The organism is Roseovarius roseus (assembly GCF_043355935.2).
Taxonomy (GTDB): domain Bacteria; phylum Pseudomonadota; class Alphaproteobacteria; order Rhodobacterales; family Rhodobacteraceae; genus Roseovarius; species Roseovarius roseus.
In genome coordinates, this window is sequence record NZ_JBHFPE020000016.1 from 1 (window position 1) to 20,228 (window position 20,228).

General features: G+C 63.4%; 16 protein-coding genes. 8 read left to right on the plus strand and 8 right to left on the minus strand.

Annotated elements, in window-relative coordinates; all coding sequences use genetic code 11:
• Window positions 1–161 precede the first annotated feature (161 nt).
• On the minus strand, window positions 162–1,181 hold the full coding sequence (locus tag ACEWPL_RS16870; protein ID WP_393929523.1) for an IS110 family RNA-guided transposase: 1,020 nt from the start codon (window positions 1,179–1,181) through the stop codon (window positions 162–164).
• Between the two features lie 400 nt (window positions 1,182–1,581).
• Between ACEWPL_RS16870 and ACEWPL_RS16875 the strand changes: the two genes are divergently transcribed.
• Window positions 1,582–1,977, plus strand: a complete 396-nt coding sequence (locus ACEWPL_RS16875) for a hypothetical protein (RefSeq protein ID WP_393929525.1) — start codon at window positions 1,582–1,584, stop codon at window positions 1,975–1,977.
• Window positions 1,978–2,236: 259 nt separating this feature from the next.
• Entirely contained in the window at window positions 2,237–2,587 is a 351-nt protein-coding gene (locus tag ACEWPL_RS16880) for a hypothetical protein (protein WP_393929527.1), read from the plus strand.
• Between the two features lie 895 nt (window positions 2,588–3,482).
• Here the strand turns inward: ACEWPL_RS16880 and ACEWPL_RS16885 are convergent.
• Entirely contained in the window at window positions 3,483–5,768 is a 2,286-nt protein-coding gene (locus ACEWPL_RS16885; protein WP_393929531.1) for an adenosylcobalamin-dependent ribonucleoside-diphosphate reductase, read from the minus strand.
• 254 nt (window positions 5,769–6,022) lie between these two features.
• Between ACEWPL_RS16885 and ACEWPL_RS16890 the strand changes: the two genes are divergently transcribed.
• The gene (locus ACEWPL_RS16890) at window positions 6,023–6,457 is read left to right on the plus strand and encodes a DUF1489 family protein (RefSeq protein WP_393929533.1); all 435 of its coding nucleotides are present in this window, start codon (window positions 6,023–6,025) and stop codon (window positions 6,455–6,457) included.
• A 301-nt stretch (window positions 6,458–6,758) separates the two neighbouring features.
• A complete protein-coding gene (locus ACEWPL_RS16895) occupies window positions 6,759–7,349 on the plus strand; it encodes an outer membrane protein (protein WP_393929535.1) in 591 nt (196 codons plus the stop codon).
• Window positions 7,350–7,468: 119 nt separating this feature from the next.
• On the opposite strand, the gene hisG is transcribed toward ACEWPL_RS16895, so the two are convergent.
• The 3 genes from hisG to hisS are packed head-to-tail and all read right to left on the minus strand — an operon-like array spanning window position 7,469 to window position 10,760.
• The gene (gene hisG, locus ACEWPL_RS16900; protein ID WP_393929537.1) at window positions 7,469–8,164 is read right to left on the minus strand and encodes an ATP phosphoribosyltransferase; all 696 of its coding nucleotides are present in this window, start codon (window positions 8,162–8,164) and stop codon (window positions 7,469–7,471) included.
• Window positions 8,161–9,276, minus strand: a complete 1,116-nt coding sequence (locus tag ACEWPL_RS16905; RefSeq protein WP_393929539.1) for an ATP phosphoribosyltransferase regulatory subunit — start codon at window positions 9,274–9,276, stop codon at window positions 8,161–8,163. Before ACEWPL_RS16905 ends, hisG begins: the two co-directional genes overlap by 4 nt.
• A complete protein-coding gene (hisS, locus tag ACEWPL_RS16910) occupies window positions 9,273–10,760 on the minus strand; it encodes a histidine--tRNA ligase (RefSeq protein WP_393929541.1) in 1,488 nt (495 codons plus the stop codon). Before hisS ends, ACEWPL_RS16905 begins: the two co-directional genes overlap by 4 nt.
• Window positions 10,761–10,842: 82 nt before the next feature.
• Here hisS and ACEWPL_RS16915 point away from each other — a divergent pair, with 82 nt between their 5' ends.
• Window positions 10,843–11,127: a SlyX family protein gene (locus tag ACEWPL_RS16915; protein WP_393929543.1), complete on the plus strand. Its 285-nt coding sequence runs from the start codon at window positions 10,843–10,845 to the stop codon at window positions 11,125–11,127.
• A gap of 27 nt (window positions 11,128–11,154) precedes the next feature.
• On the opposite strand, the gene ACEWPL_RS16920 is transcribed toward ACEWPL_RS16915, so the two are convergent.
• Together ACEWPL_RS16920 and dnaE are read right to left on the minus strand one after the other, a co-directional pair.
• Complete coding sequence (locus ACEWPL_RS16920; RefSeq protein ID WP_393929545.1) at window positions 11,155–11,946, minus strand: alpha/beta hydrolase; 792 nt, start codon at window positions 11,944–11,946, stop codon at window positions 11,155–11,157.
• A gap of 3 nt (window positions 11,947–11,949) precedes the next feature.
• Window positions 11,950–15,450 carry a DNA polymerase III subunit alpha gene (gene dnaE, locus ACEWPL_RS16925; RefSeq protein WP_393929547.1) on the minus strand — a complete coding sequence of 1,167 codons (3,501 nt, stop codon included), beginning with the start codon at window positions 15,448–15,450 and terminating at the stop codon, window positions 11,950–11,952.
• Between the two features lie 138 nt (window positions 15,451–15,588).
• Here dnaE and ACEWPL_RS16930 point away from each other — a divergent pair, with 138 nt between their 5' ends.
• Window positions 15,589–16,242 (plus strand): DUF938 domain-containing protein, encoded by a 654-nt coding sequence (locus ACEWPL_RS16930; RefSeq protein ID WP_393929549.1) that lies wholly within the window; start codon window positions 15,589–15,591, stop codon window positions 16,240–16,242.
• Between the two features lie 3 nt (window positions 16,243–16,245).
• On the opposite strand, the gene ACEWPL_RS16935 is transcribed toward ACEWPL_RS16930, so the two are convergent.
• A complete protein-coding gene (locus tag ACEWPL_RS16935) occupies window positions 16,246–17,910 on the minus strand; it encodes an amidohydrolase (RefSeq protein ID WP_393929551.1) in 1,665 nt (554 codons plus the stop codon).
• 281 nt (window positions 17,911–18,191) lie between these two features.
• Here ACEWPL_RS16935 and ACEWPL_RS16940 point away from each other — a divergent pair, with 281 nt between their 5' ends.
• Window positions 18,192–19,244, plus strand: a complete 1,053-nt coding sequence (locus tag ACEWPL_RS16940; RefSeq protein WP_393929606.1) for an ABC transporter ATP-binding protein — start codon at window positions 18,192–18,194, stop codon at window positions 19,242–19,244.
• Entirely contained in the window at window positions 19,244–20,203 is a 960-nt protein-coding gene (locus ACEWPL_RS16945) for an ABC transporter permease (protein WP_393929553.1), read from the plus strand. The genes ACEWPL_RS16940 and ACEWPL_RS16945 overlap by 1 nt, the downstream gene beginning before the upstream one ends.
• The last annotated feature ends 25 nt before the right edge of the window (window positions 20,204–20,228 follow it).

Sequence of the window (20,228 nt, forward strand, 5' to 3'; positions counted from 1 at the left end):
GTTTAGCGAGCGCTTCGACGCTTGAATATCTGAAACCGCATGGACCGGGCCAGATACACAAAGTTCATGACACTCCCCATTCCCGGAGTGTCCTTGCTCTTGGTTGACTTATTTCCGCATCATCACTTCAACGTCTTGCATCTCGTGGGCAGTCGGCGCGGTTAGAACGCAGGCTGCCGGTATTCCTGTTTCTTCGTGAGCATCGCCCAGATGGCCCGAGCGGCCTTGTTGGCCATGGCGGTTGTTGCCAATCTGAATGGTTTGTCTGCGATGATCTTCGCCGTCCAGAGATCGACTTTCTCTGGCGAACGTTTCGCCATGACAGCGCGAGACGTCATGCCCACGACCAGCAGTTTGCGAATGTAGCGATCACCCTGCTTCGTGATCTTGCCCAGACGTTCCTTGCCGCCGCTGGATTTGTTGAGAGGAGTCAGTCCGAGCCAGGCCGCCAGATCGCGCCCTGTGCGGAACTGTTTTGCGTCCCCGATCGTGGCGACAATCGCTGAGGCTGTGATCGGTCCGATGCCAGGCATGCGCATCAGTCGGCGTGCGTCTGTGCTCAGCATCGCATGCTGCTCGATCATCTTCGTGTAACCCGCAATACGCTCGTTCAAGCCAATGAACTGATAGCACTGCATGCCGAGCATGCCGTTTGCGATATCCGGCATGTCCGGGTGATCTCCATCCAGATGGCGCTTGGCGAACGCTGTGACCGCCTCAATCCCAATCGGCAGAATATGCCCAAACTCGCGTAGTAAGCTGCGTATCATGTTGGCCATTTGGGTGCGCTGCCGGACAGCCAGATCGCGGGTGCGATGGATCGACAGGACCGCCTGTTGATCCTCAGTTTTGATCTCGACAAATCGCATCGTCGGACGCCTGACTGCCTCGCAAATCGCTTCAGCATCAACCGCATCTGTCTTTCCACGTTTGACGTAGGGCTTCACGTAGTTCGCAGGCATCAGCCTGACATCGTGGCCGAGCCTGCGTAACGTGCGACCCCAATGGTGAGCTGATCCGCAAGCTTCCATCCCGACAGTGCAAGGCGGCAAGGTTTCAAAGAACGCCAAAAGCTTCGCCCGCTTGATTGCCTTGTTGAAGATCACGCGTCCGTTCTCAGAAATACCGTGAACTTCAAAAACATCCTTGGCCAAATCCAGGCCGATTGTCTTAACTGTCATTGGGTGGCTCCTTTCCTAGCAGTCAACAACAACTGCACTTTGGCACACATTCGATGCCGGTGGAGCAGGAGCCACCCACCTCATCCGTTATGGGCCGATTGCATCGATCGTGTGGCAACACTGCTGACGCATCGATCGCAATTTTGAGCCGTTAAGATGCCTTCTTAAAAAATTTCAGAAATTATTTCGCCTTTGCGCGATTTGGCCAATGTCTTCTTTGACAAGCAAAACATGCGAGACACGCATAGTACGAAAGGACACGTAAAAAGCCGTTCCCACCCACTGATCTTCGCGCCCTCTCAAGGAGGCGCGAAACACAGCGGCTGGCAACGACAAGAACCTCCGAATCTTTTGACCCTGGGACGAAGCCCGGATCACCCAAGCACCCAACGGAGGTACTATGTTTCAAGATCGGACCATTCTCAATGCGGCTACTGGCACCAGTAGCGACCGCGAAACGAAGTTGCGCGAATTCCTCAAGGAAAACAGCGATGCGCTTGGCCATGCAGCGGTTCTGCTGGCCGGTCGCCGAGGCGCGAGGCTCATCAATGCCCTGAGCGACGGCCTGGACCAGCCCGGCCCACTCACGCGCCGGATGCGGCGGCTTTTGCTCGACTTGCGCGGTGTTCTTTTTCTCGAACATGTGCATGACGACGATCGTGAAGAGGCTGCATGTTTCGCCCTGCTGGATCCAGAAGATTCTGCCGTTTCAGAGGTCTGCCTCCTGGCCGATAGCTTACAAGAGGCACTGCGCAATGCTCAGCTGATCGGCGAGAAAGAAAATCAGGAGGCATGAGAAAGCGCCTGCACCGTTGTGGCTCTTCATGACGGTGCAGGCAACGCCCTTGAAGATAAAGTTCATCAATCCGCAACTTTTTCCTTCTTGATCTTGGCGATCGACCAATGTCCCGAATACCAGCACACATAACCCATTAACGCCCCACCCCGTAAAAGGAGCCTGAACCACACACCTGCCAACTCTCCGCATGCATGGATTTTGACGCCGACTGAAACGGCGAATCCCGCAACTGACCCAGCATGCAGAGGAGACAGACATGCTTTACACGATCCCGACCAACCCGACTGCGCCAGTCAATGCATTGATGAGCGATACGCAGAAGCACCTCCGCCAGCACGGAAGCAGTTTGTGCAATCTGCTCGACATCATTGATGAGCCAAGCGGTATCGATGCGCTCTGCGATCTCTATGCGGCCCTCGATACCGCTTCCCCCGACGCCGCGAAAGTCGAAGCGCCACTGCGCGAGATCGAGCGGTTTCTCGCAAGACAGGCGCCATCGGAGCTCGACCTCCTCGGCCGCGAGTGGAATTTCTACGCGGCCGAGGCCGCACGTTGGCATGGCGCGCGGCTGAGTGAGCTTGTTGCTCGGTTCCGGAATACCGGCTGACATTTGCATTCGCTGCGTCCCTGACCGGGGGCGCGGCCTCTAACCAGATGACGAACACCACATAAGTCTGCTAAAAGCTATCATTCACGTCAGGCTCTGGCTTTGTCGGGTATTCGTAAGACCGTTGTTTCTTTTGTTCGGCCGCCATCACGGTCAGAGCGACAGGCGGATCGCCGACATGCGGCGATGCTGTCCGACAAGCACCCAGATGGAATTGACGCCGCTGGCTCAGGAGGCTTTCCGCGCCCTGAGCGATGAAATCCGCGATAGTGGCGCCGCAGTTTTCGGTTTTCCAAATTGCAGGCACATTCATACCAGACACGAGACTCTACAATCCTATGCCCGGGTCTAAGTCGAGCCTGGCAGGCCCGCGTTGTCTGAATGAAGTCACCAAAATCAACTATCCGGAAGGGCGGCATCTGCCGCCCTTTTTTTGTTTTCCCCCGAGCGCCTGCGCGCAGTCTCGGCCTTAGAATTTGAACCTATCCGTGAAGCACATCCGACAGCAGGCTCCGTATGCGACACATCGAAGAGCCTCTTATCGGCCAAAAGGTGGTGCAAAACCCGATCGGGGCTCCTACCTCTACACCACAGCAGCCTTATGCCGCTGGCGAATTCTTTTTATCGCAACGTAATTCCGGCCTATCTGTTTCTCACGCTGCCAAGAGCCGAAACTGGCCACCACTGGGAAAATCCAAGAAATGGTTTGGACCATGCTGTTTCCCGCCCCATATCCCTCAAGACTGCTTCGAACCTTCGCACGCCTGAAATGGGGTCGAAAAACGGGAAAATCGGACGCTTCCGCCCGATTGACCCTTTTTGCTTGCGAGATGGCCATTTCAACCCGGCCGATGGCCATTAATCGGTAGTCAGAATAGTCGAAGCCGCTAGAGCCTCACCCGCACTTGGAATAACCGCAGCTGGCGCAGGTCATGCAGCCTTCGACCATACGCATCGCGAAGTCGCCGCAGCTGGGGCAGGCGCCGCCGCGGCCATTGCCGAGATTGACGACCTGGGCAGTCGGGTCTGATTTGAGGCCCAACCCCTCGCCCGCCATGAAGCCGGTACGAACCATATGCTGCTCGAGGATGCCACCGATGGCCGCGAGGATCGACGGCACGTATTTGCCCTGCATCCAGGCGCCGCCCCGCGGGTCGAACACCGCCTTCAGCTCTTCCACGACGAAGGACACGTCGCCGCCGCGCCGGAACACGGCCGAGATCATGCGCGTCAGGGCCACCGTCCAGGCGTAATGCTCCATGTTCTTGGAGTTGATGAAGACTTCGAACGGGCGGCGATGCCCGCCCAGAAGGACATCGTTGACCGTGATGTAGATGGCATGGCTGCTATCGGGCCATTTCAGCTTGTAGGTCATGCCCTCCAGCTCGGTCGGGCGGTCCAGCGGATCGGACATGTAGACCACCTCGGCCCCGTCCCCCGATTGCGACTGGGCCTGTCCGGGCGCCTCGCCCGGGGCGACATCGGCGGTTTCGCTGACGCTGAGGACCGAGCCGGTCACATCATTGGGCCGGTAGGTGGTGCAACCTTTGCAGCCGCTTTCCCACGCCTGCATGTAGACATCCTTGAACGCGTCGAAACTGATGTCCTCGGGGCAGTTGATCGTCTTGGAGATGCTGCTGTCGACCCATTTCTGCGCCGCGGCCTGCATGCGCACATGGTCTGCGGGCGCCAGCGTCTGGGCGTTGACGAAATAGTCGGGCAGTTCGGCATCGCCAAAGCGGTCACGCCACATCTGCACGGCGTAATCGACCACCTCTTCTTCGGTCCGCGTGCCGTCCTTCTGCAGCACCTTGCGGGTATAGCTATAGGCAAAGACCGGCTCGATCCCGCTGCTGACATTCCCGGCATAGAGGCTGATCGTGCCGGTGGGCGCGATGGAGGTCAGCAGGGCGTTGCGGATGCCATGCTTGGCCACGGCGTCGCGCACATCCGGGTCCATGCCCTGCATCGTGCCGCTGGCAAGGTAGGCGTCCTTGTCGAAGAGCGGAAAGGCACCCTTTTCCTTGGCCAGATCGACCGATGCAAGGTAGGCCGCCCGCGCGATGGCCTTCAGCCACGCCTCGGTTTGCGCTGCCGCCTCTTCCGAGCCGTAGCGCAGCCCGACCATCAGCAGCGCATCGGCCAGCCCGGTCACGCCAAGGCCGATCCGGCGTTTCGCCTGCGCTTCGGCCGCCTGCTGCTCCAGCGGGAACTGGCTGGCATCGACGACATTGTCCATCATGCGCACGGCGACGGCCACAAGCTCCGACAGCGCGGCCTCGTCCAGCCCAGCGCCGTCGCCGAAGGGATCGCTGACCAGCCGCGCCATGTTGATGCTGCCCAACAGGCAGGCGCCATAGGGCGGCAGGGGCTGCTCGCCGCAGGGGTTGGTCGCGGCGATCGTCTCGCAATAGGCGAGGTTATTGGCCTGATTGATCCGATCGATGAAGATCACGCCCGGCTCGGCATAGTCATAGGTTGCCTGCATGATCCGGTTCCACAGATCGCGCGCGGGAATGGTGTGGTAGACGCGGCCGCCGAATTCCAGATCCCACGCGGCATCGGCCTCTACCGCGGCCATGAAGGGATCGGTGACCAGAACGCTGAGGTTGAAGTTGCGCAGCCGAGCCGAGTCGCTCTTGGCGGCGATGAAATCCTCGATATCGGGGTGATCGCAGCGCATCGTCGCCATCATCGCGCCCCGGCGCGAGCCGGCGCTCATGATGGTGCGGCACATCGCATCCCACACATCCATGAAGCTCAGCGGCCCGCTGGCATCGGCGCCCACGCCCTTGACCACGGCGCCGCGCGGGCGAATGGTCGAGAAATCGTATCCGATCCCGCCGCCCTGCTGCATGGTCAGCGCCGCCTCGCGCAGCGCGTCGAAAATGCCGCCCATATCGTCGGGCACGGTGCCCATCACAAAGCAGTTGAACAGCGTCACCTTGCGCCCGGTCCCTGCCCCCGCCGCGATCCGCCCGGCAGGCAGGAACTTGAAATCCTCCAGCGCGGCGTAGAACTTCTCTTCCCACAGATCCGGCTTTGCCTCGGGCGCGGCCAAGGCGCGCGCGACACGGCGCCAGCTTTCCTCGACACAACCATCGCCCTCTCCCTCCTCGGGAACGAAGCGGTACTTCATGTTCCAGATCTGTTCAGAAATAGGGGCGGCAAAACGGCTCATGGCGATGAACTCCGGCAGGTCGGCGAAAAGGGGTCGGGATGCGGACCGCCACAATAGGCGCGAGGGTATGTCCGGTCAACGCTCCTCACCATGTGAGACTACCTGTCCTTGGGGCAGTAACCGAATCCGACGCAAGAGCTTGGGCCTGCGTGTTGGAGCAGCGCAGCCCCTGCTTGTCTCTCTTCGGGTGATGCGCCTTCATAGGAACGCCATTGGCATTGAATGCTCGCGGACCGCGCCCTAAACTTCACTCCATGAAACCCACCTCCCTCAACCTGATCAAGCTCAGCGTCGGCACCGAAAGTGTCGAGAGCCTGAGCACCTGGCAAACCTCGCGCCGTGCGCGCGGCGAGGACGGTCTGCCGCGCCACATCACCCGCATGTGGCCCAAGCGGGAGGCGGAGTTGCTGGATGGCGGCTCGATCTACTGGGTCATCCAGGGCGTGCTGCAATGCCGCCAAAGAATCCTGCGCCTCGACGAGGTGATCGGCGCAGACGGCATTCGCCGCTGTGCCATCGTGCTTGACCCACAGATCGTGCGCACCGGCACCGCGTTGAAGCGTCCGTTTCAGGGCTGGCGGTATTTGCCGGGTGCCGACGCGCCCGCCGATCTGACCGACTCGCGCCTCGGCGAAGACACTCTTCCGCCTGCCCTGAGCGCCGCGCTGTCGGACATCGGTGTGCTGTAACAGCAACAGTCGCGACAATCCGCATGTGCGAAATCTCAAGCCCGATCACGGAAACTGGCGCGGTTTCGCCTAACGAAAACAGGGCTTAACCCGCTTTTTTTCTCAATAAATTGCCCTTTTGAATCACCGTGCGACTCGAGACGAATTGAACTGGGCCGTTTACCGCCGATCAAAATCACATTTTCTTGAAACCATCCACCGCAGCGCGCCGTTGCATCCGGTAAGCCAATCCTAAATAGGGGCTTATGAGGCGCGTAACCGGCACAGGGTCGGTGCGTCCGAACAACGAAAGGATTACATTATGAAATATCTGCTCTCCGCAGCTGCAGCGTCGGCCCTGCTGGCTGGTACCGCATTCGCAGGCAACATCGAGCCCGCACCCATGGAGCCCGTCATCGCACCGGCACCGGCGCCTGTTTTCACGTCGCCCAACTGGACCGGCTTCTACGCTGGTGGCCAGCTGGGCTACGCAGACATCGACACCAACGTTGCTGGTGTTGACGGCGACGGCCTCATCGGCGGTCTGACCGCTGGTTACGACTACGATCTGGGCGACTGGGTCATCGGCGCCGGCCTCGACTACGACTGGACCGATATCGACTTGGGCGTTGCAAACTCGGACGTCGACCGCATCTGGCGCGCCAAGCTGCGCGGCGGTTACAAGCTGGGCAACGGTCTGCTTTATGCAACCGGTGGTTATGCAAACGCTGACATCCAGACCATTGGCGACGAAGACGGCTACTTTGTCGGCGCCGGCTACGAGCATCTCGTGACCGAGAACATCTCGGTCGGTGGCGAAGTTCTGTACCACGAGTTCGACGGCTTCAACACCGTTCCGAACACCGATGCCGAAGCAACCACCGCGCAGGTCCGCGCGACGTTCCGCTTCTGATCTGGCTGCCGGGCCAATGGCCCGGCACTCCGGTGCACAAAGAAACGCGCGGCCCTATCCGGGTCGCGCGTTTTCATTTGCGGCATTGAAGTCCGCTCCTGCCCGAGCCTCTTAGCGGATCAATCAACGCCCAGCTTGGCCAGCAGCGTGGCCATCGTCCGGCGCTCCTCGTCGCTCAGCTCGGCGCGGCGCGCCCGGAACAGCGTGGCCTGACTGCGCAGAACCACCCCATCCTCCAGCATTTTCAGATGGTTGGCGCGCAGCGTGTCGCCGGTCGAGGTGATATCGGCAATCGCCTCGGCGGTCTCGTTCTTGACGGTGCCCTCGGTCGCGCCCTGGCTGTCGACCAGCCGGTAATCGGCCACGCCATGCTCGCGCAGGAAATCACGGATCAGGCGGTGATACTTGGTCGCGATGCGCAGGCGGTGCCCGTGCGCCGCGCGAAAGGCCGAAGCGACCGCGTCCAGATCATCCAGCGTGCCCACATCGACCCAGGCCTGCGGAACCGCCAGCACCAGATCAGCATGGCCAAACCCCAGCTCGGCCAACGGCTCGACGCGGGTTTCCCACTGGGCCAGGTTCTCGCGCACCAGATCGGTGCCCGTCACGCCCAGATGGATGCGCCCGGCGGCCAGTTCGCGCGGGATCTCGCCCGCCGAAAGCAGGACCAGCTCGACATCGCCCGCCCCTTCGACCACGCCCGCATATTCGCGCTCGGACCCGGTCCGGCCCAGCGTCACACCGCGCGCGCCGAACCAGTCAAAGGTCTTTTCCATCAGCCGCCCCTTGGACGGCACGCCCAGACGCACGCTCATGCCGCACCTCCCCCAAATTGCGCCAGCCGCGCCACCAGGCCGGGGCGGATCACGCCGCCCACTGCCGGCATCTGGCGCCCCTTGCCCAGTCGCCGGGTCAGCGCATCATAGCGCCCGCCCGAGGCGACAGGCGGCAGGTCGGGATGCGCCTCGCTGGTAAAGCCAAAGACGAACCCGTCGTAATACTCCATCTGCGTGCGGCCATACGACGTCTCGAACGGCAGGGTCGCCACGTCGATGCCCCGTGCGTCCAGCGCCTCGAGCCGGGCGGCCAGCGCGGCGACGGCCCCGCTGATCGACGGCATGTCGACTGCCAGGTCCCGCAACCGCTCCAGCGCATTGGGGCATGTCTCGCGCACCGCCAGCATGGCGGACAAGAGCTCAACCTCCCCCTCGGCGATGGGCTCTGCCTCAGCATCCGCGCGCAAGGCCTCGATGCGCGCCGCAATCTCGGCCTCGCTGCGCAGCCCGATCAGCGGGCCCGCATTGGCCATCGGATCGTCGGCGGCCAACAGCGCCGCCCGGCTGGCCGGCACAGGCGCGCGGCCCGAAAAACGGTCGATCAATGCGCGAAACCGGCGCGGTCGCCAGACATGGCGGCGCAGCGCGGCCTTGCGCGCCTCGGTCGTTCCAAGGCCCTCGATCGCAGCCATCAAGATACCGATATCGCCCGTCGCAGGCGTCAGGCCCAGCGGCGCCAGCATACCCTGCATCAGTGCGAACACCTCGGCATCCGCCTCGGCCGGGGCGGCGGCGCCCATGACCTCGTAGCCCACCTGGAAATACTCACTGGCGCGGCGCGGATCATCCTCCTGCCGGCGAAAAACCTCGCCCGAATAGGTATAGCGCGCCGGCTCGGCCCCGCTCTCCATATGCATCTGGACGACGGGAACGGTGAAGTCCGGGCGCAGCATCTGCTCGCCCTTCAGCGGATCGGAAGTGACGTAGGCGCGCGCGCGGATGTCTTCGCCGTAGAGGTCCAGCAGAACCTCGGCGGGCTGCAGGATCGAGGTTTCGACCACCTCGGCCCCAGCCGCTTCGAAGATGGCGCGCAGGCGTGCCGCCTCGGCGCGGATCGCGGCGCGGCTTGGCTGCTCGGCCAGATCGCTCACGAGCCGGGCCCTTCGAGGATTTCGCGCACCTTGGCCACCATGTCAGAGCGCGGCACCTCAAACTGGCTGGGCCGCTCTTTCCACTCTTCCAGCGTCGCGCTCTCGGCGATCTGCGCGCCCAGCACCAGGTCCTTGATTTGCACCACGCCTGCCGCCTGCTCGTCCGCGCCCTCGATGATGGCAACGGGGCTATGGCGTTTGTCCGCGTATTTCAGCTGGTTGCCGAAATTCTTGGGATTGCCCAGATAGACCTCGGCGCGGATGCCCGCGGCGCGCAATTCACCGACCATGGCTTGGTAATCGGCCATGCGGGCGCGGTCCATCACGGTGACGACGACAGGGCCGGCGGCCTCGCCCGAATCCTGCCCGCGCGCAGCCAGCGCCGCCAAGAGCCGGTCCACTCCGATGCTGACGCCAGTCGCAGGCACCGCCTGCCCGGTGAAACGCTTGACGAGGTCATCATACCGCCCGCCCCCGGCCACACTGCCGAACTGGCGCTTGTTGCCATCCTCGTCGAGGATATCGAAGGTCAGCTCGGCCTCGTAGACCGGGCCGGTATAGTAGCCAAGACCGCGCACAACGCTGGGATCAATCTCGATCCGGTCCGGCCCATACCCCTGCGCGCCAACCAGCGCCGCGATCTCCTCCAGTTCGTCCACACCCTCGGCCCCGATGGCCGATCCTTCGACAGCCGCCCGCAGATTTGCCAAGGTCGCCGCCGCATCCGCCCCTTTCGAGGTCAGAAACGCGATCACCGGCTCGGCCTGCGCCTCGCTCAGCCCCACGCCGTCGATATACGCGCCCGATGCATCCAGCCGCCCCTTGCCCAATAGCTGGCGCACGCCGTCGCTGCCGACCTTGTCGAATTTGTCGATCGTGCGCAAAACCGCATCGCGCTGATGCTGATCATCCAGCCCCATCACCTCGAGCACGCCGTTCAGAACCTTGCGGTTATTCACCCGCACCACATAGTCGCCGCGCGCGATCCCGACGGTCTCGAGGCAATCGGCCAGCATGGCGCAGATCTCGGCATCCGCGGCAACCGAAGGCGCGCCCACCGTATCCGCATCGCACTGATAAAACTGGCGAAACCGCCCCGGACCGGGCTTTTCGTTGCGCCAGACCGGCCCCATCGCATAGCGGCGATAGGGCGTCGGCAGATCCTCCTTGTGCTGGGCATAGACCCGCGCCAGCGGCGCCGTCAGGTCGTAACGCAGCGCCAGCCAGTCGCCCGGCTTCTCGCCGTCATCCTCCTGCCACGCGAAAACACCCGCATTGGGGCGCTCCACATCGGGCAGGAACTTGCCCAGCGCCTCGACCGTCTCGACGGCCGAGCTGTCCAGCGCATCAAAGCCGTAGTGATGATAGACACGCGCGATGGCCTCCAGCATGGCGGCGCGGCGCGTCACCTCTGCGCCGAAGTAATCGCGAAAGCCCTTCGGCGTCTGCGCCTTGGGGCGCGGCGTCTTTTTCTGCTTGGCCATCTCATCGTCTCCCGGAGGTCGCATGACTTGCCGCGCGGTCTAGCCCAAGCACCGAACGGCGGCAAGGGACGCGCCTCCGCCCATGCTTCACCTTGGCGAAATACTCACTGGCGATGCCTCCGCACCGGGCGCAGCGCTTGACGCGGCGCGCGGCGCGGGCCAAACCGGCCTCATGGAACAGCTCGAAGAACAGATCGCCCACCTCACCCGCGCCGTCGACGATCTGTCGGATACGGTCGCGCGGCAGGATGCCGAAATCGCCGTTCTCACCCGCCGGGTCGAGATGCTGATGCGCCGCGAGGCCGAGCGCGAGACGGATGGCGGCGGCCAAGCGACCTTTCAGGACAGGCCGCCCCCTCATTGGTGATGCTTGGGCAGGCGTTTGGCACGTTGCTCAGACGCGCGCAGCTTTGTGGATGAAGTCGGCGAGGCGTTCGAAGGTGGCGGCGGGTTTCTCATCCGGATGAAGTTCCAGATGACCATGCAGCATTCCCGGCCTCTCGAGCAATGTCATGCGATCGCCCATCTTGCGCTTGAGCATGCGCACGCCCTTGACCGAAACACGCGAATCCCCCGGATCGTGCTGGGCAAGCGCGATCATCCGATCATTTCCAGCCACTAACGCGGGGTAGTTGTACCCGCCCGAACTGGCGAACACCCCGTTCAGCCGCGCCGCCGGAAGGCCCAGCGCAGGTGGCGAAAAGGCCAGATTGAAGGCCGTCAGCCCGCCCGCCGACGCGCCGCCAGCTACGAGCGCCGGTCCCCAGCCATAGCGGACGCCCTCAGCCGAGGCCCAGTCGAGGAACATCAGACCATCTTCCAATGCCGCGAGCGAGCGCGCCTCGCAGAGGCCGGGGCGGATCAGATTTGCCCGCTCCGCCTGCAAAGCCTCCAGATGTGCGCGCACCTGGTCCGAAAGATCCGCCTCGGTCGCGCGCAGCCGATACCCGACGGACGCAACGGCAATCCCCGCCTTCGTCAGGCGGCGGCCCAGCCTCCGTGCGATTTTCATGTCGTGGCTGCCGAATTTGAACGCGCCGGCATGAAACCAGACAAAAAGCGGCGGCGCCTCTGACGTGCCGTTGTTCGGGAGAAAGAGGGTGGCCGGCAGATCCACCTTCACGCCGCCCAGCGAGGCGCGGCCATAGATCACGTCATGCCGCGTCATCTCCATGGCCTGTCCCACGCCTCAAAGGTCCTGCACATCCATCACGCCGTCGAGGCTCTTGATCGCGCCCTTGATCTGGGGCGTCACCGGGTAGTCACGTCCGGCAGACAATTCGACCTCGCCGGGCAGGCCGTCGGCCATGAGGCAGAAGCGGATCGGGCCCGGGCGCGCCGCCTTGGCGGCCTGCGCCGCGCCGTCCAGCACCCGCGCGACCGACGCGACGGCCCCCGGCTCCTCGACAAAGATCATCAGCCCAAGGCTACCCGCATCCGCGACAACGCCGTCGATGGGCGCGACCGATCGCGCCAGAAGTTTCAGCTGCTCAGCCTCCATCGTCGCCTCGGCGGTGATGACGACCTGCGCGCCCGTCTCGATATGCTCGCGGGATTTCTCCAGCGTTTCCGAGAACATGGTGACCTCATAACCGCCCGTCGTATCGCTCAGCTGGACAAAGGCAAAGCGGTTGCCGCGCGCTGATTTCCGCTCCTGCCGGCCCGCGACGACACCGGCCATCTTGACCACGCAAGGCGCGCGGGCGGCCTGAACCATCACCTCGTCAAGTGTCCTGACCTGCTTGCGCTTGAGGGCCGCCATGTAGTCGTCCAGCGGATGGCCCGAAAGGTAGAAGCCGACGGCCTTGAATTCCTCGGTAAGCCGCTCGGCGGGCAGCCAGTCATCGACCGGGGGCAGGCGCGGCTCGGGCAGGTCCTCGCCCGCCTCACCGAAAAGCGAGACCTGCGCGGAATTCTTCTGATCGTGGATCGCAGCCGAGTAATTCATCAGCGGCTCGATCGCGTCGAAGACGCGGCGGCGGTTGCGGTCGATCTCATCAAAAGCGCCTGAGCGGGCCAGCATTTCCAAGGGCCGCTTGCCGATCCGCTTGATGTCCACGCGGCGGGCGAAATCGTAGAGCGTGGCAAAGGGCTTCTGCTCGCGCCCTTCGACGATCAGCTTCATCGCCTCGACGCCCACATTCTTCAGCGCGCCGAGGCCATAATGTAGCACGCCCTCCCGGACCACGAATTGCGCGTCCGAGCGGTTGACGCAAGGCGGCGCCCAGTTGAGCTCCAGCCCCTTTTTCACTTCCTCGAAATAGACGGCCAGCTTGTCCGTGAGGTGGATATCGCAATTCATCACCCCGGCCATGAACTCGGTCGGGTGGTTCGCCTTGAGCCACGCGGTCTGGTAGCTGACCACAGCATAGGCCGCCGCATGCGATTTGTTGAAACCGTAATTGGCGAATTTATCCAGAAGGTTCCAGACCTCCAGCGCCTTGGCGTCATCGACGCCGTTCTCCTTGGCGCCCTTGATGAATTTTGGGCGCTCCTCGTCCATCGCGGCCTGGATCTTCTTGCCCATCGCGCGGCGCAAAAGATCGGCACCGCCAAGGCTGTATCCCGCCATCTCCTGCGCGATCTGCATCACCTGTTCCTGGTAGACGATGATGCCCTGCGTCTCGTCCAGGATGTGGTCGATGGATTTGTGCAGCGTATCCCGCTCGCTGAGACCGTTCTTGACCTCGCAGAATTTCGGGATGTTCTCCATCGGGCCAGGCCGGTAGAGCGCGACGAGCGCGATGATATCCTCGATGCAGTCCGGCTTCATGCGCTTGAGCGCGTCCATCATACCCGAGCTTTCCACCTGGAACACCGCGACCGTCTTGGCGCGGGCATAAAGCGCGTAGGTCTTGGCATCATCCAGCGGGATCTGCCCGATATCGTTTTCGGCGCCCTCGAACGGCTCGTAAATCGCGCTGCCATCTGCGGCGACATGCAGATCGCGGCCCTCGCCGTGAATCTGCTGAATGGCGTTCTGGATGACCGTCAGGGTTTTCAGGCCCAGAAAGTCGAATTTGACCAGACCCGCCTGCTCGACCCATTTCATGTTAAACTGGGTCGCTGGCATGTCCGAGCGGGGGTCCTGATAGAGCGGCACCAGCTCGTCCAGCGGCCGATCCCCGATCACAACGCCCGCCGCGTGGGTTGATGCGTTGCGCAAGAGGCCTTCAACCTGCATGCCGTATTTCAGCAGCCGGTCCACGACCTCCTCGTTGCGGGCCTCCTCGCGCAGGCGCTCCTCCTGGATCAGCGCCTGTTCGATGCTGACGGGCTTCACGCCCTCGACGGGGATCATCTTGGACAGGCGGTCCACCTGCCCGTAGGGCATCTGCAAGACGCGGCCGATATCGCGCACCGCGGCCTTGGACAGAAGGGCGCCGAAGGTGATGATCTGACCCACGCGGTCGCGGCCGTATTTCTCCTGCACGTACTGGATCACTTCCTCGCGGCGATCCATGCAGAAGTCGATGTCGAAATCGGGCATGCTGACCCGCTCGGGGTTCAGGAACCGCTCGAACAGGAGGCTATACCGCAGTGGATCGAGGTCGGTGATGGTCAGCGCGTAGGCGACGAGGCTGCCCGCACCCGAGCCACGGCCCGGCCCCACAGGAATGTCGCGGTCCTTGCCCCATTTGATGAAGTCGGCAACGATCAGGAAGTAGCCGGGGAACCCCATGCCCTCGATGATGCCCAGCTCGAATTCCAGCCGCTTTTCATATTCCTCGACGCTCACCGCATGGGGGATCACGGCCAGCCGCGCGGCCAGCCCTTCCTTGGCCTGGCGTCGCAGCTCGTCCACCTCGTCATCGGCGAATCTGGGCAGGATCGGATCGCGGCGATACGCGGCAAAGGCGCAGCGGCGGGCAATTTCCACCGTATTCTCAATCGCCTCGGGCAGATCGGCGAAAAGGGTCGCCATCTCCCCCGGGGTCTTGAAATTATGCTGGGGTGTCAGGCGGCGGCGCGGCGCGGACTGGTCCACATAGCTGCCTTCCGCCACGCAGAGCATGGCGTCATGCGCCTCATACATCTCGGATTTGGGGAAATAGACATCATTGGTCGCGACCAGCGGCAACTCCATCACATAGGCCATTTCCACATGGCCGCGCTCGCTCAGCGCTTCGGCCTCGGGCAGGCCGTCCTCGCCCGGATGGCGCTGCAACTCAACATAGAGGCGGTCGCCATAGATCTCGGCCAGCTGGCGCATCATCGCCTCGGCAGCGTCGCGCTGCCCGGCGCGCAGCAGCCGCCCGATTGGGCCATCCGGCCCGCCAGTGAGGCAAATCAGGCCGCCCGAATTCTCGGCCAGCTCCATGCGCGTCACATGCGGCAGCGATCCGTCGCCGCGCAGGTAGAGGCAGGAGTTGAGCTTCATCAGATGCTCATACCCCTCCTCGTTCTGGGCCAGCAGAACGATGGGCGCGGGCGCGGCGGTCCGCTCGCCCGGCGCGGTCTCGACGTATTCGACGTCGATCTGGCAGCCCATGATCGGCTGGATGCCCGCCCCGGCCGCCGAGACGGCGAATTCGAGCGCGGCGAACATGTTGTTCGTGTCCGTCACGGCCACGGCGGGCATCCCCGCATCGATGCAAAGGCCCGGCAGCTTCTTGAGGCGAATGGCGCCTTCGAGCAGGGAATATTCGCTGTGAACGCGCAGGTGGATGAATCGGTGGGGACTGGTCATGGCCGTACCTTAGGCGAGCGCCGCGCGCACCGCCAGAGGACTTGCTGCGGATGAGCGCCGTCTGATCCGGCGTCATCCTCTGCGTGACACGGGCGCGTTTTCTTGTCACTCTGCGCGCGTGAGCCGAAGGATATGACCATGCCCCACCGCACCCAGCTGCCCCCGACCGCCTCGATTGCCGAGCCCGATACCGGTGCGCGCCTGACCGCCCCTTCGGCCATGCGCAACGCGCCGGTGATCGCCGAAATGCTGGCGGTGCATGGCCCGCATGAGGGCCGCGCGCTGGAGCTGGCCAGTGGCACCGGGCAGCATGTCATCGCCTTTGCCGCCCACCTGCCCCATATCGAATGGCAGCCCAGCGATATCGACCCGGACCGCCGGGCCAGCATCGACGCCTGGGCTACCACGTCGAATATCCGCCCCGCGATCGAACTGGACGCCACTGCAACCGGATGGGGGGCGCAGCACAAGGGGCAGGACATGATCGTGCTGGTCAATCTTCTGCACCTCATCAGCGAGGCCGAGGCGCATATCCTGCTGCACGAAGTCGCCAAGGCGCTGCGGCCCGGCGGCCTTTTCGCCCTATACGGCCCCTTCCTACGCGAGGGGCGTGCCGTCTCGACCAACGATGCGGACTTCGACGCCAGCCTGCGCGCCAGCGACCCCGAAATCGGCTACAAGGATTCGGCCGCGGTCCTGCACTGGATGCGCGATGTGGGCCTGCACCCAATGACGCCACTGCCGATGCCGGCGAACAACCTGATGATCCTCGCCCATCAACCGCTGCACTGACGGTCAGGCGCGATAAGTGATCGCGCCGCCGCAGATCGTGACCGCCGCCCGGGCGCTGTGGATCTCCTCGGGTGCGAGGGCCTCAAGATCGCGGTCCATAACCACCACGTCGCCCATCTGGCCGGGGATCAGCTGACCCTTTCGGCCCTCGTTGAATTCCACCCAGGCATTCGCCCTCGTATAGGACAGGAGCGTGTCCATCAGGCTTTGCGGGCGCACGTCCCACGGCTTGCCCGGCTGCAGGGGCGCCACGGCGCATTGAATGTTGCGCATCGGATCCACCGGGATGACCGGCCAGTCGGTCGAGAAGATGACCGGCGTGCCGGTATCGCGGATGCGCTGCCACGCGAAGGCGTAGGGATATTGGTCATCATGCAGGATCGTGCCCTGCGGGATCAGTGGGAAATAATCGCCCAGCGCCGAATGGCGCGGCTGGAGCGAGGCGACGACCTCGAGCTCCTTGAGGCGGGGCAGATCATCGGGATGAATCACCTCGATATGCTCGATCCGGTGGCGCGCATCGCGCCGGCCGTTGGCGCGGCGCGCCGCGGCATAGCCATCGAGCGTCCGGCGCGTTGCCAAATCACCGATGGAATGCACGCTGATCTGCAACCCCATGGCGTCAATGCGCCGGCACGCCTCGTTGAAATGCTCGGGCTCGAACACAGGCTCGCCGACCGTATCCGTGCCCGGATAGGGCCGCGTCATCAGGGCGGTGCGCGTGTCGATCACCCCGTCCATGAACATCTTGACCCGCCCGGACCAGACCCAGTCGCCGGTCCAGCGGCGGTGCATCTCGGCCGCCTCCTCCAGCCGCTCTAGCGGATCGTAATTCTTCAGGTGGAACGGCACCTGCATCCGGCATTTCAGATCGCCCGACGCCTCCAGATCGCTAAGCAGTTCCAACTGGTAGAAGTTGCCGTCCATGTTATGCATCGTCGTGATGCCGTGGCTGGCCGCATGGGCGAGGCCCTTGGCGATCAGGCGGCGGTCGGCGGCGCGCTCGGCCTCCGTCGCGGGCGGCTCGGGCTCGGCGCCGGTGACATAGCCCAGCATGTCGCGCCCGCCCGTGCGGCTCAGCTTCAGCACCGGGCCAAAGGCACCCGTTTCCTGCAACTCGCCCGTGGCATTGCCGCCTGCCTCCATCACGATCACGCTGCCCTCGGGCACGCGCCCCCCATGCAAAAGGCCCGCCTGCCGCAGCGCCATCGTGTTCGCCCAAAGTGTGTGAATATCGGGCGCCAGCAGCGCCAGCGGGCGATCCGGCAGGATGGCATCCAGATCATGGCGCGTCGGGTTGCGGCCATCCATCAGCCCGTAGATCGTGCTGGTGCCCAGGATCATCGGCTCGTCCGGGTTGGCCTCGGCATAGGCGCGGATGGTGCGGGCGGCATTCTCGGCCGTCGTCACCCCCTCCATCGCCATGAATTCCAGCGCGGCAGAGCCCTGAAACAGATGCACATGGCTGTCGATGAAGCCGGGCATCACCGTGCCCCCGCCCGCATCAATCACCTGCGCGCCGGGGGTGGCCATCTGGCGGATATCCTCGGTGCTGCCCACCGCCAGAATCGCACCGCCCGACAGCGCCACTGCCTCGGCGCGGGGATGCTTTGAGTTCATTGTCAGAACCTTGCCATTCAGGATTATCAGATCCGCTTGCTGCGCCATGTCGGTCCCCTTTTCGCCACCAGGCGGGCCGCGCCCACCGTCCTGCGGCCAATCTGTGCCATGACCGCGCCGGGGTAAATACCCCTCGCCGCGCGTCCCAGCGTGCCGCGGGGCGGCATTGCCGCCACAAGGGGCCTTTACCTTTTGACCTGCGCGGTCCTAGTCTTGGAAAACGCTGGCGGCATGGAATCGTGCTGCGGGCCAATAAATAAAGGGAAAGACGCCGCATGGGACAGCAGGCACCAGCCGGGGGCAATACGCAAAGAGACGCAGACGACGTGATGATTCACGCCGAGCACGTGACCAAGACCTTCGGTCAGGGCGCCGGGAAAATCACCGCGCTTGACGATGTCTCGGTCGATATCCGCAAGAACGAGTTCTTCACGCTGCTGGGCCCCTCGGGCTGCGGCAAGACCACGCTCTTGCGCCTCATCGCGGGGTTCGAGTTGCCGGATGGTGGCCAGATCCTGCTGGACGGGCAGGAAATCGGGCATTTGCCGCCCTACAAGCGCCCGGTGAACACCGTTTTCCAGTCCTACGCGCTCTTTCCGCATATGAGCGTGGCGCGCAATATCGGCTTTGGCCTCGAAATGCAGGGCCGCCCCAAATCCGAGATCAAGGAGGCGACCGACCGCATGCTGGCGCTGGTCCAGATGGAGCATCTGGCCGGCCGCCGCACCGATCAGCTCTCGGGCGGGCAACAGCAGCGCGTGGCGCTGGCCCGCGCGCTTGCGCCGCGCCCCAAGGTTCTGCTTCTGGACGAGCCTTTGTCGGCGCTGGACCTCAAGCTGCGCAAGGAAATGCAGATCGAACTCAAGCGCCTGCAAAGCGAGACGGGCATTACCTTCGTCTTTGTCACGCATGACCAGGAAGAGGCGCTGACCATGTCGGACCGCATCGCGGTAATGAAGTCCGGTGCCATCCTGCAGGTCGGCGCGCCGAAAGAGATCTACAACAATCCGGCCCGTCGCTTCGTCGCGGATTTCATCGGCGACATCAACATACTGGAGGGCGATCTTGCCGAGAACGGCGCCAAGGTTACCCTACCCGGCGGCAAACAGGTGGGCGCGCTGCTGGCCGAGGGCGCGGCCCGCGAAGGGCAGGTTTCGGTCGCCATCCGCCCCGAGAATATGGGGCTGACAGCACCCGATTCCCCCGATGCGGCGCTGAAGGGCCGCGTCAGCAATATCGTCTATTTCGGCGCGGGCCATAACCTGCATGTGGAGCTTGAGGGCGGCGGCGAGGTCATGGTGCGGCGCGCCCAGACAGATGCCGAGATCGGCGCGAATGTGGGCCTGACGGTGCCGGACGCCGTTCAGGTTCTGGTGGACTGATGGCCGATATCGCATCCACGCAAACCACGGCCCAAACCGATGCCCGCCTTGCCGAGGCGCGCGCGCAGCTAGAAGGCGCAGCGCGCCGTCGCCGCTGGCAACTTCTGGCGCCCGCCCTGATCGCCATCGGATGCTTCGGCATCTTCCCGTTGTCGATCACGCTGATCTATTCGTTTCTCAGCCCCGGCACCTATGGCGGCGTCACTTGGGAATTCTCGACCGACGCCTATGTGCAGTTCCTGTTCGACCGCGACATCTTTGACGACACGCTGCAGTTTTCGGGCACTTACCTCAGCATCTATGGCCGCTCCATCGGGCTGGCCTTCGGCGCGACAGTGGGCGCGCTCGTCATCGGATTTCCGACCGCGTATTTCATCGCGTCAAAGCCGCTGGAGCAACGCAATTTCTGGCTATTCCTCATCACGCTGCCCTTCTGGGTCAACCTCTTGATCCGCACCTACGCGATCCTGCTGATCATCCGGGACGAGGGGTTCATCAATCTGGGCCTCATGTGGACCGGCATCACCGACCGGCCCATCGGCATGCTCTATACCGATTACGCGATCTTCGCGGGCCTGATCTACAGCTACCTGCCCTTCATGGTGCTGCCCCTCTACGCATCGCTGGAAAAGCTGGATTTCAAGCTGGTCGAGGCCGCCTATGACCTTTACGCCAGCCGGTTCCAGGTACTGCGCCATGTCATCATCCCGATGGCAAAACCCGGCATCGTGGCGGGCTGCATCCTGGTCTTCATCCCCGGCCTCGGGGCCTACATCACCCCCACCCTGCTAGGCGGCGGCAAGGAGTTGATGATCGGCAATCTCATCGAGCTGCAATTCTCCGGCTCGCGGAACTGGCCCTTCGGCTCGGCGGCGGCGCTGATCCTGATGGTCGTCGTCATGGTCTCGCTCATCATCTATGTGCGCTACTCGGGCAAGGAGGCACAGGGACATGGCTGATAAGGCGCAAACCCCCGCAACCGTG

Coding starts and splice junctions, on each gene's coding strand:
- ACEWPL_RS16870 (WP_393929523.1), bottom strand. CDS start 1,181: ATGACAGTTAAGACAATCGGCCTGGATTTGGCCAAGGATGTTTTTGAA.
- ACEWPL_RS16875 (WP_393929525.1), top strand. CDS start 1,582: ATGTTTCAAGATCGGACCATTCTCAATGCGGCTACTGGCACCAGTAGC.
- ACEWPL_RS16880 (WP_393929527.1), top strand. CDS start 2,237: ATGCTTTACACGATCCCGACCAACCCGACTGCGCCAGTCAATGCATTG.
- ACEWPL_RS16935 (WP_393929551.1), bottom strand. CDS start 17,910: ATGGCGCAGCAAGCGGATCTGATAATCCTGAATGGCAAGGTTCTGACA.
- ACEWPL_RS16945 (WP_393929553.1), top strand. CDS start 19,244: ATGGCCGATATCGCATCCACGCAAACCACGGCCCAAACCGATGCCCGC.
- dnaE (WP_393929547.1), bottom strand. CDS start 15,450: ATGACCAGTCCCCACCGATTCATCCACCTGCGCGTTCACAGCGAATAT.
- ACEWPL_RS16885 (WP_393929531.1), bottom strand. CDS start 5,768: ATGAGCCGTTTTGCCGCCCCTATTTCTGAACAGATCTGGAACATGAAG.
- hisS (WP_393929541.1), bottom strand. CDS start 10,760: ATGGCCAAGCAGAAAAAGACGCCGCGCCCCAAGGCGCAGACGCCGAAG.
- ACEWPL_RS16930 (WP_393929549.1), top strand. CDS start 15,589: ATGCCCCACCGCACCCAGCTGCCCCCGACCGCCTCGATTGCCGAGCCC.
- ACEWPL_RS16890 (WP_393929533.1), top strand. CDS start 6,023: ATGAAACCCACCTCCCTCAACCTGATCAAGCTCAGCGTCGGCACCGAA.
- hisG (WP_393929537.1), bottom strand. CDS start 8,164: ATGAGCGTGCGTCTGGGCGTGCCGTCCAAGGGGCGGCTGATGGAAAAG.
- ACEWPL_RS16895 (WP_393929535.1), top strand. CDS start 6,759: ATGAAATATCTGCTCTCCGCAGCTGCAGCGTCGGCCCTGCTGGCTGGT.
- ACEWPL_RS16915 (WP_393929543.1), top strand. CDS start 10,843: ATGCTTCACCTTGGCGAAATACTCACTGGCGATGCCTCCGCACCGGGC.
- ACEWPL_RS16940 (WP_393929606.1), top strand. CDS start 18,192: ATGATTCACGCCGAGCACGTGACCAAGACCTTCGGTCAGGGCGCCGGG.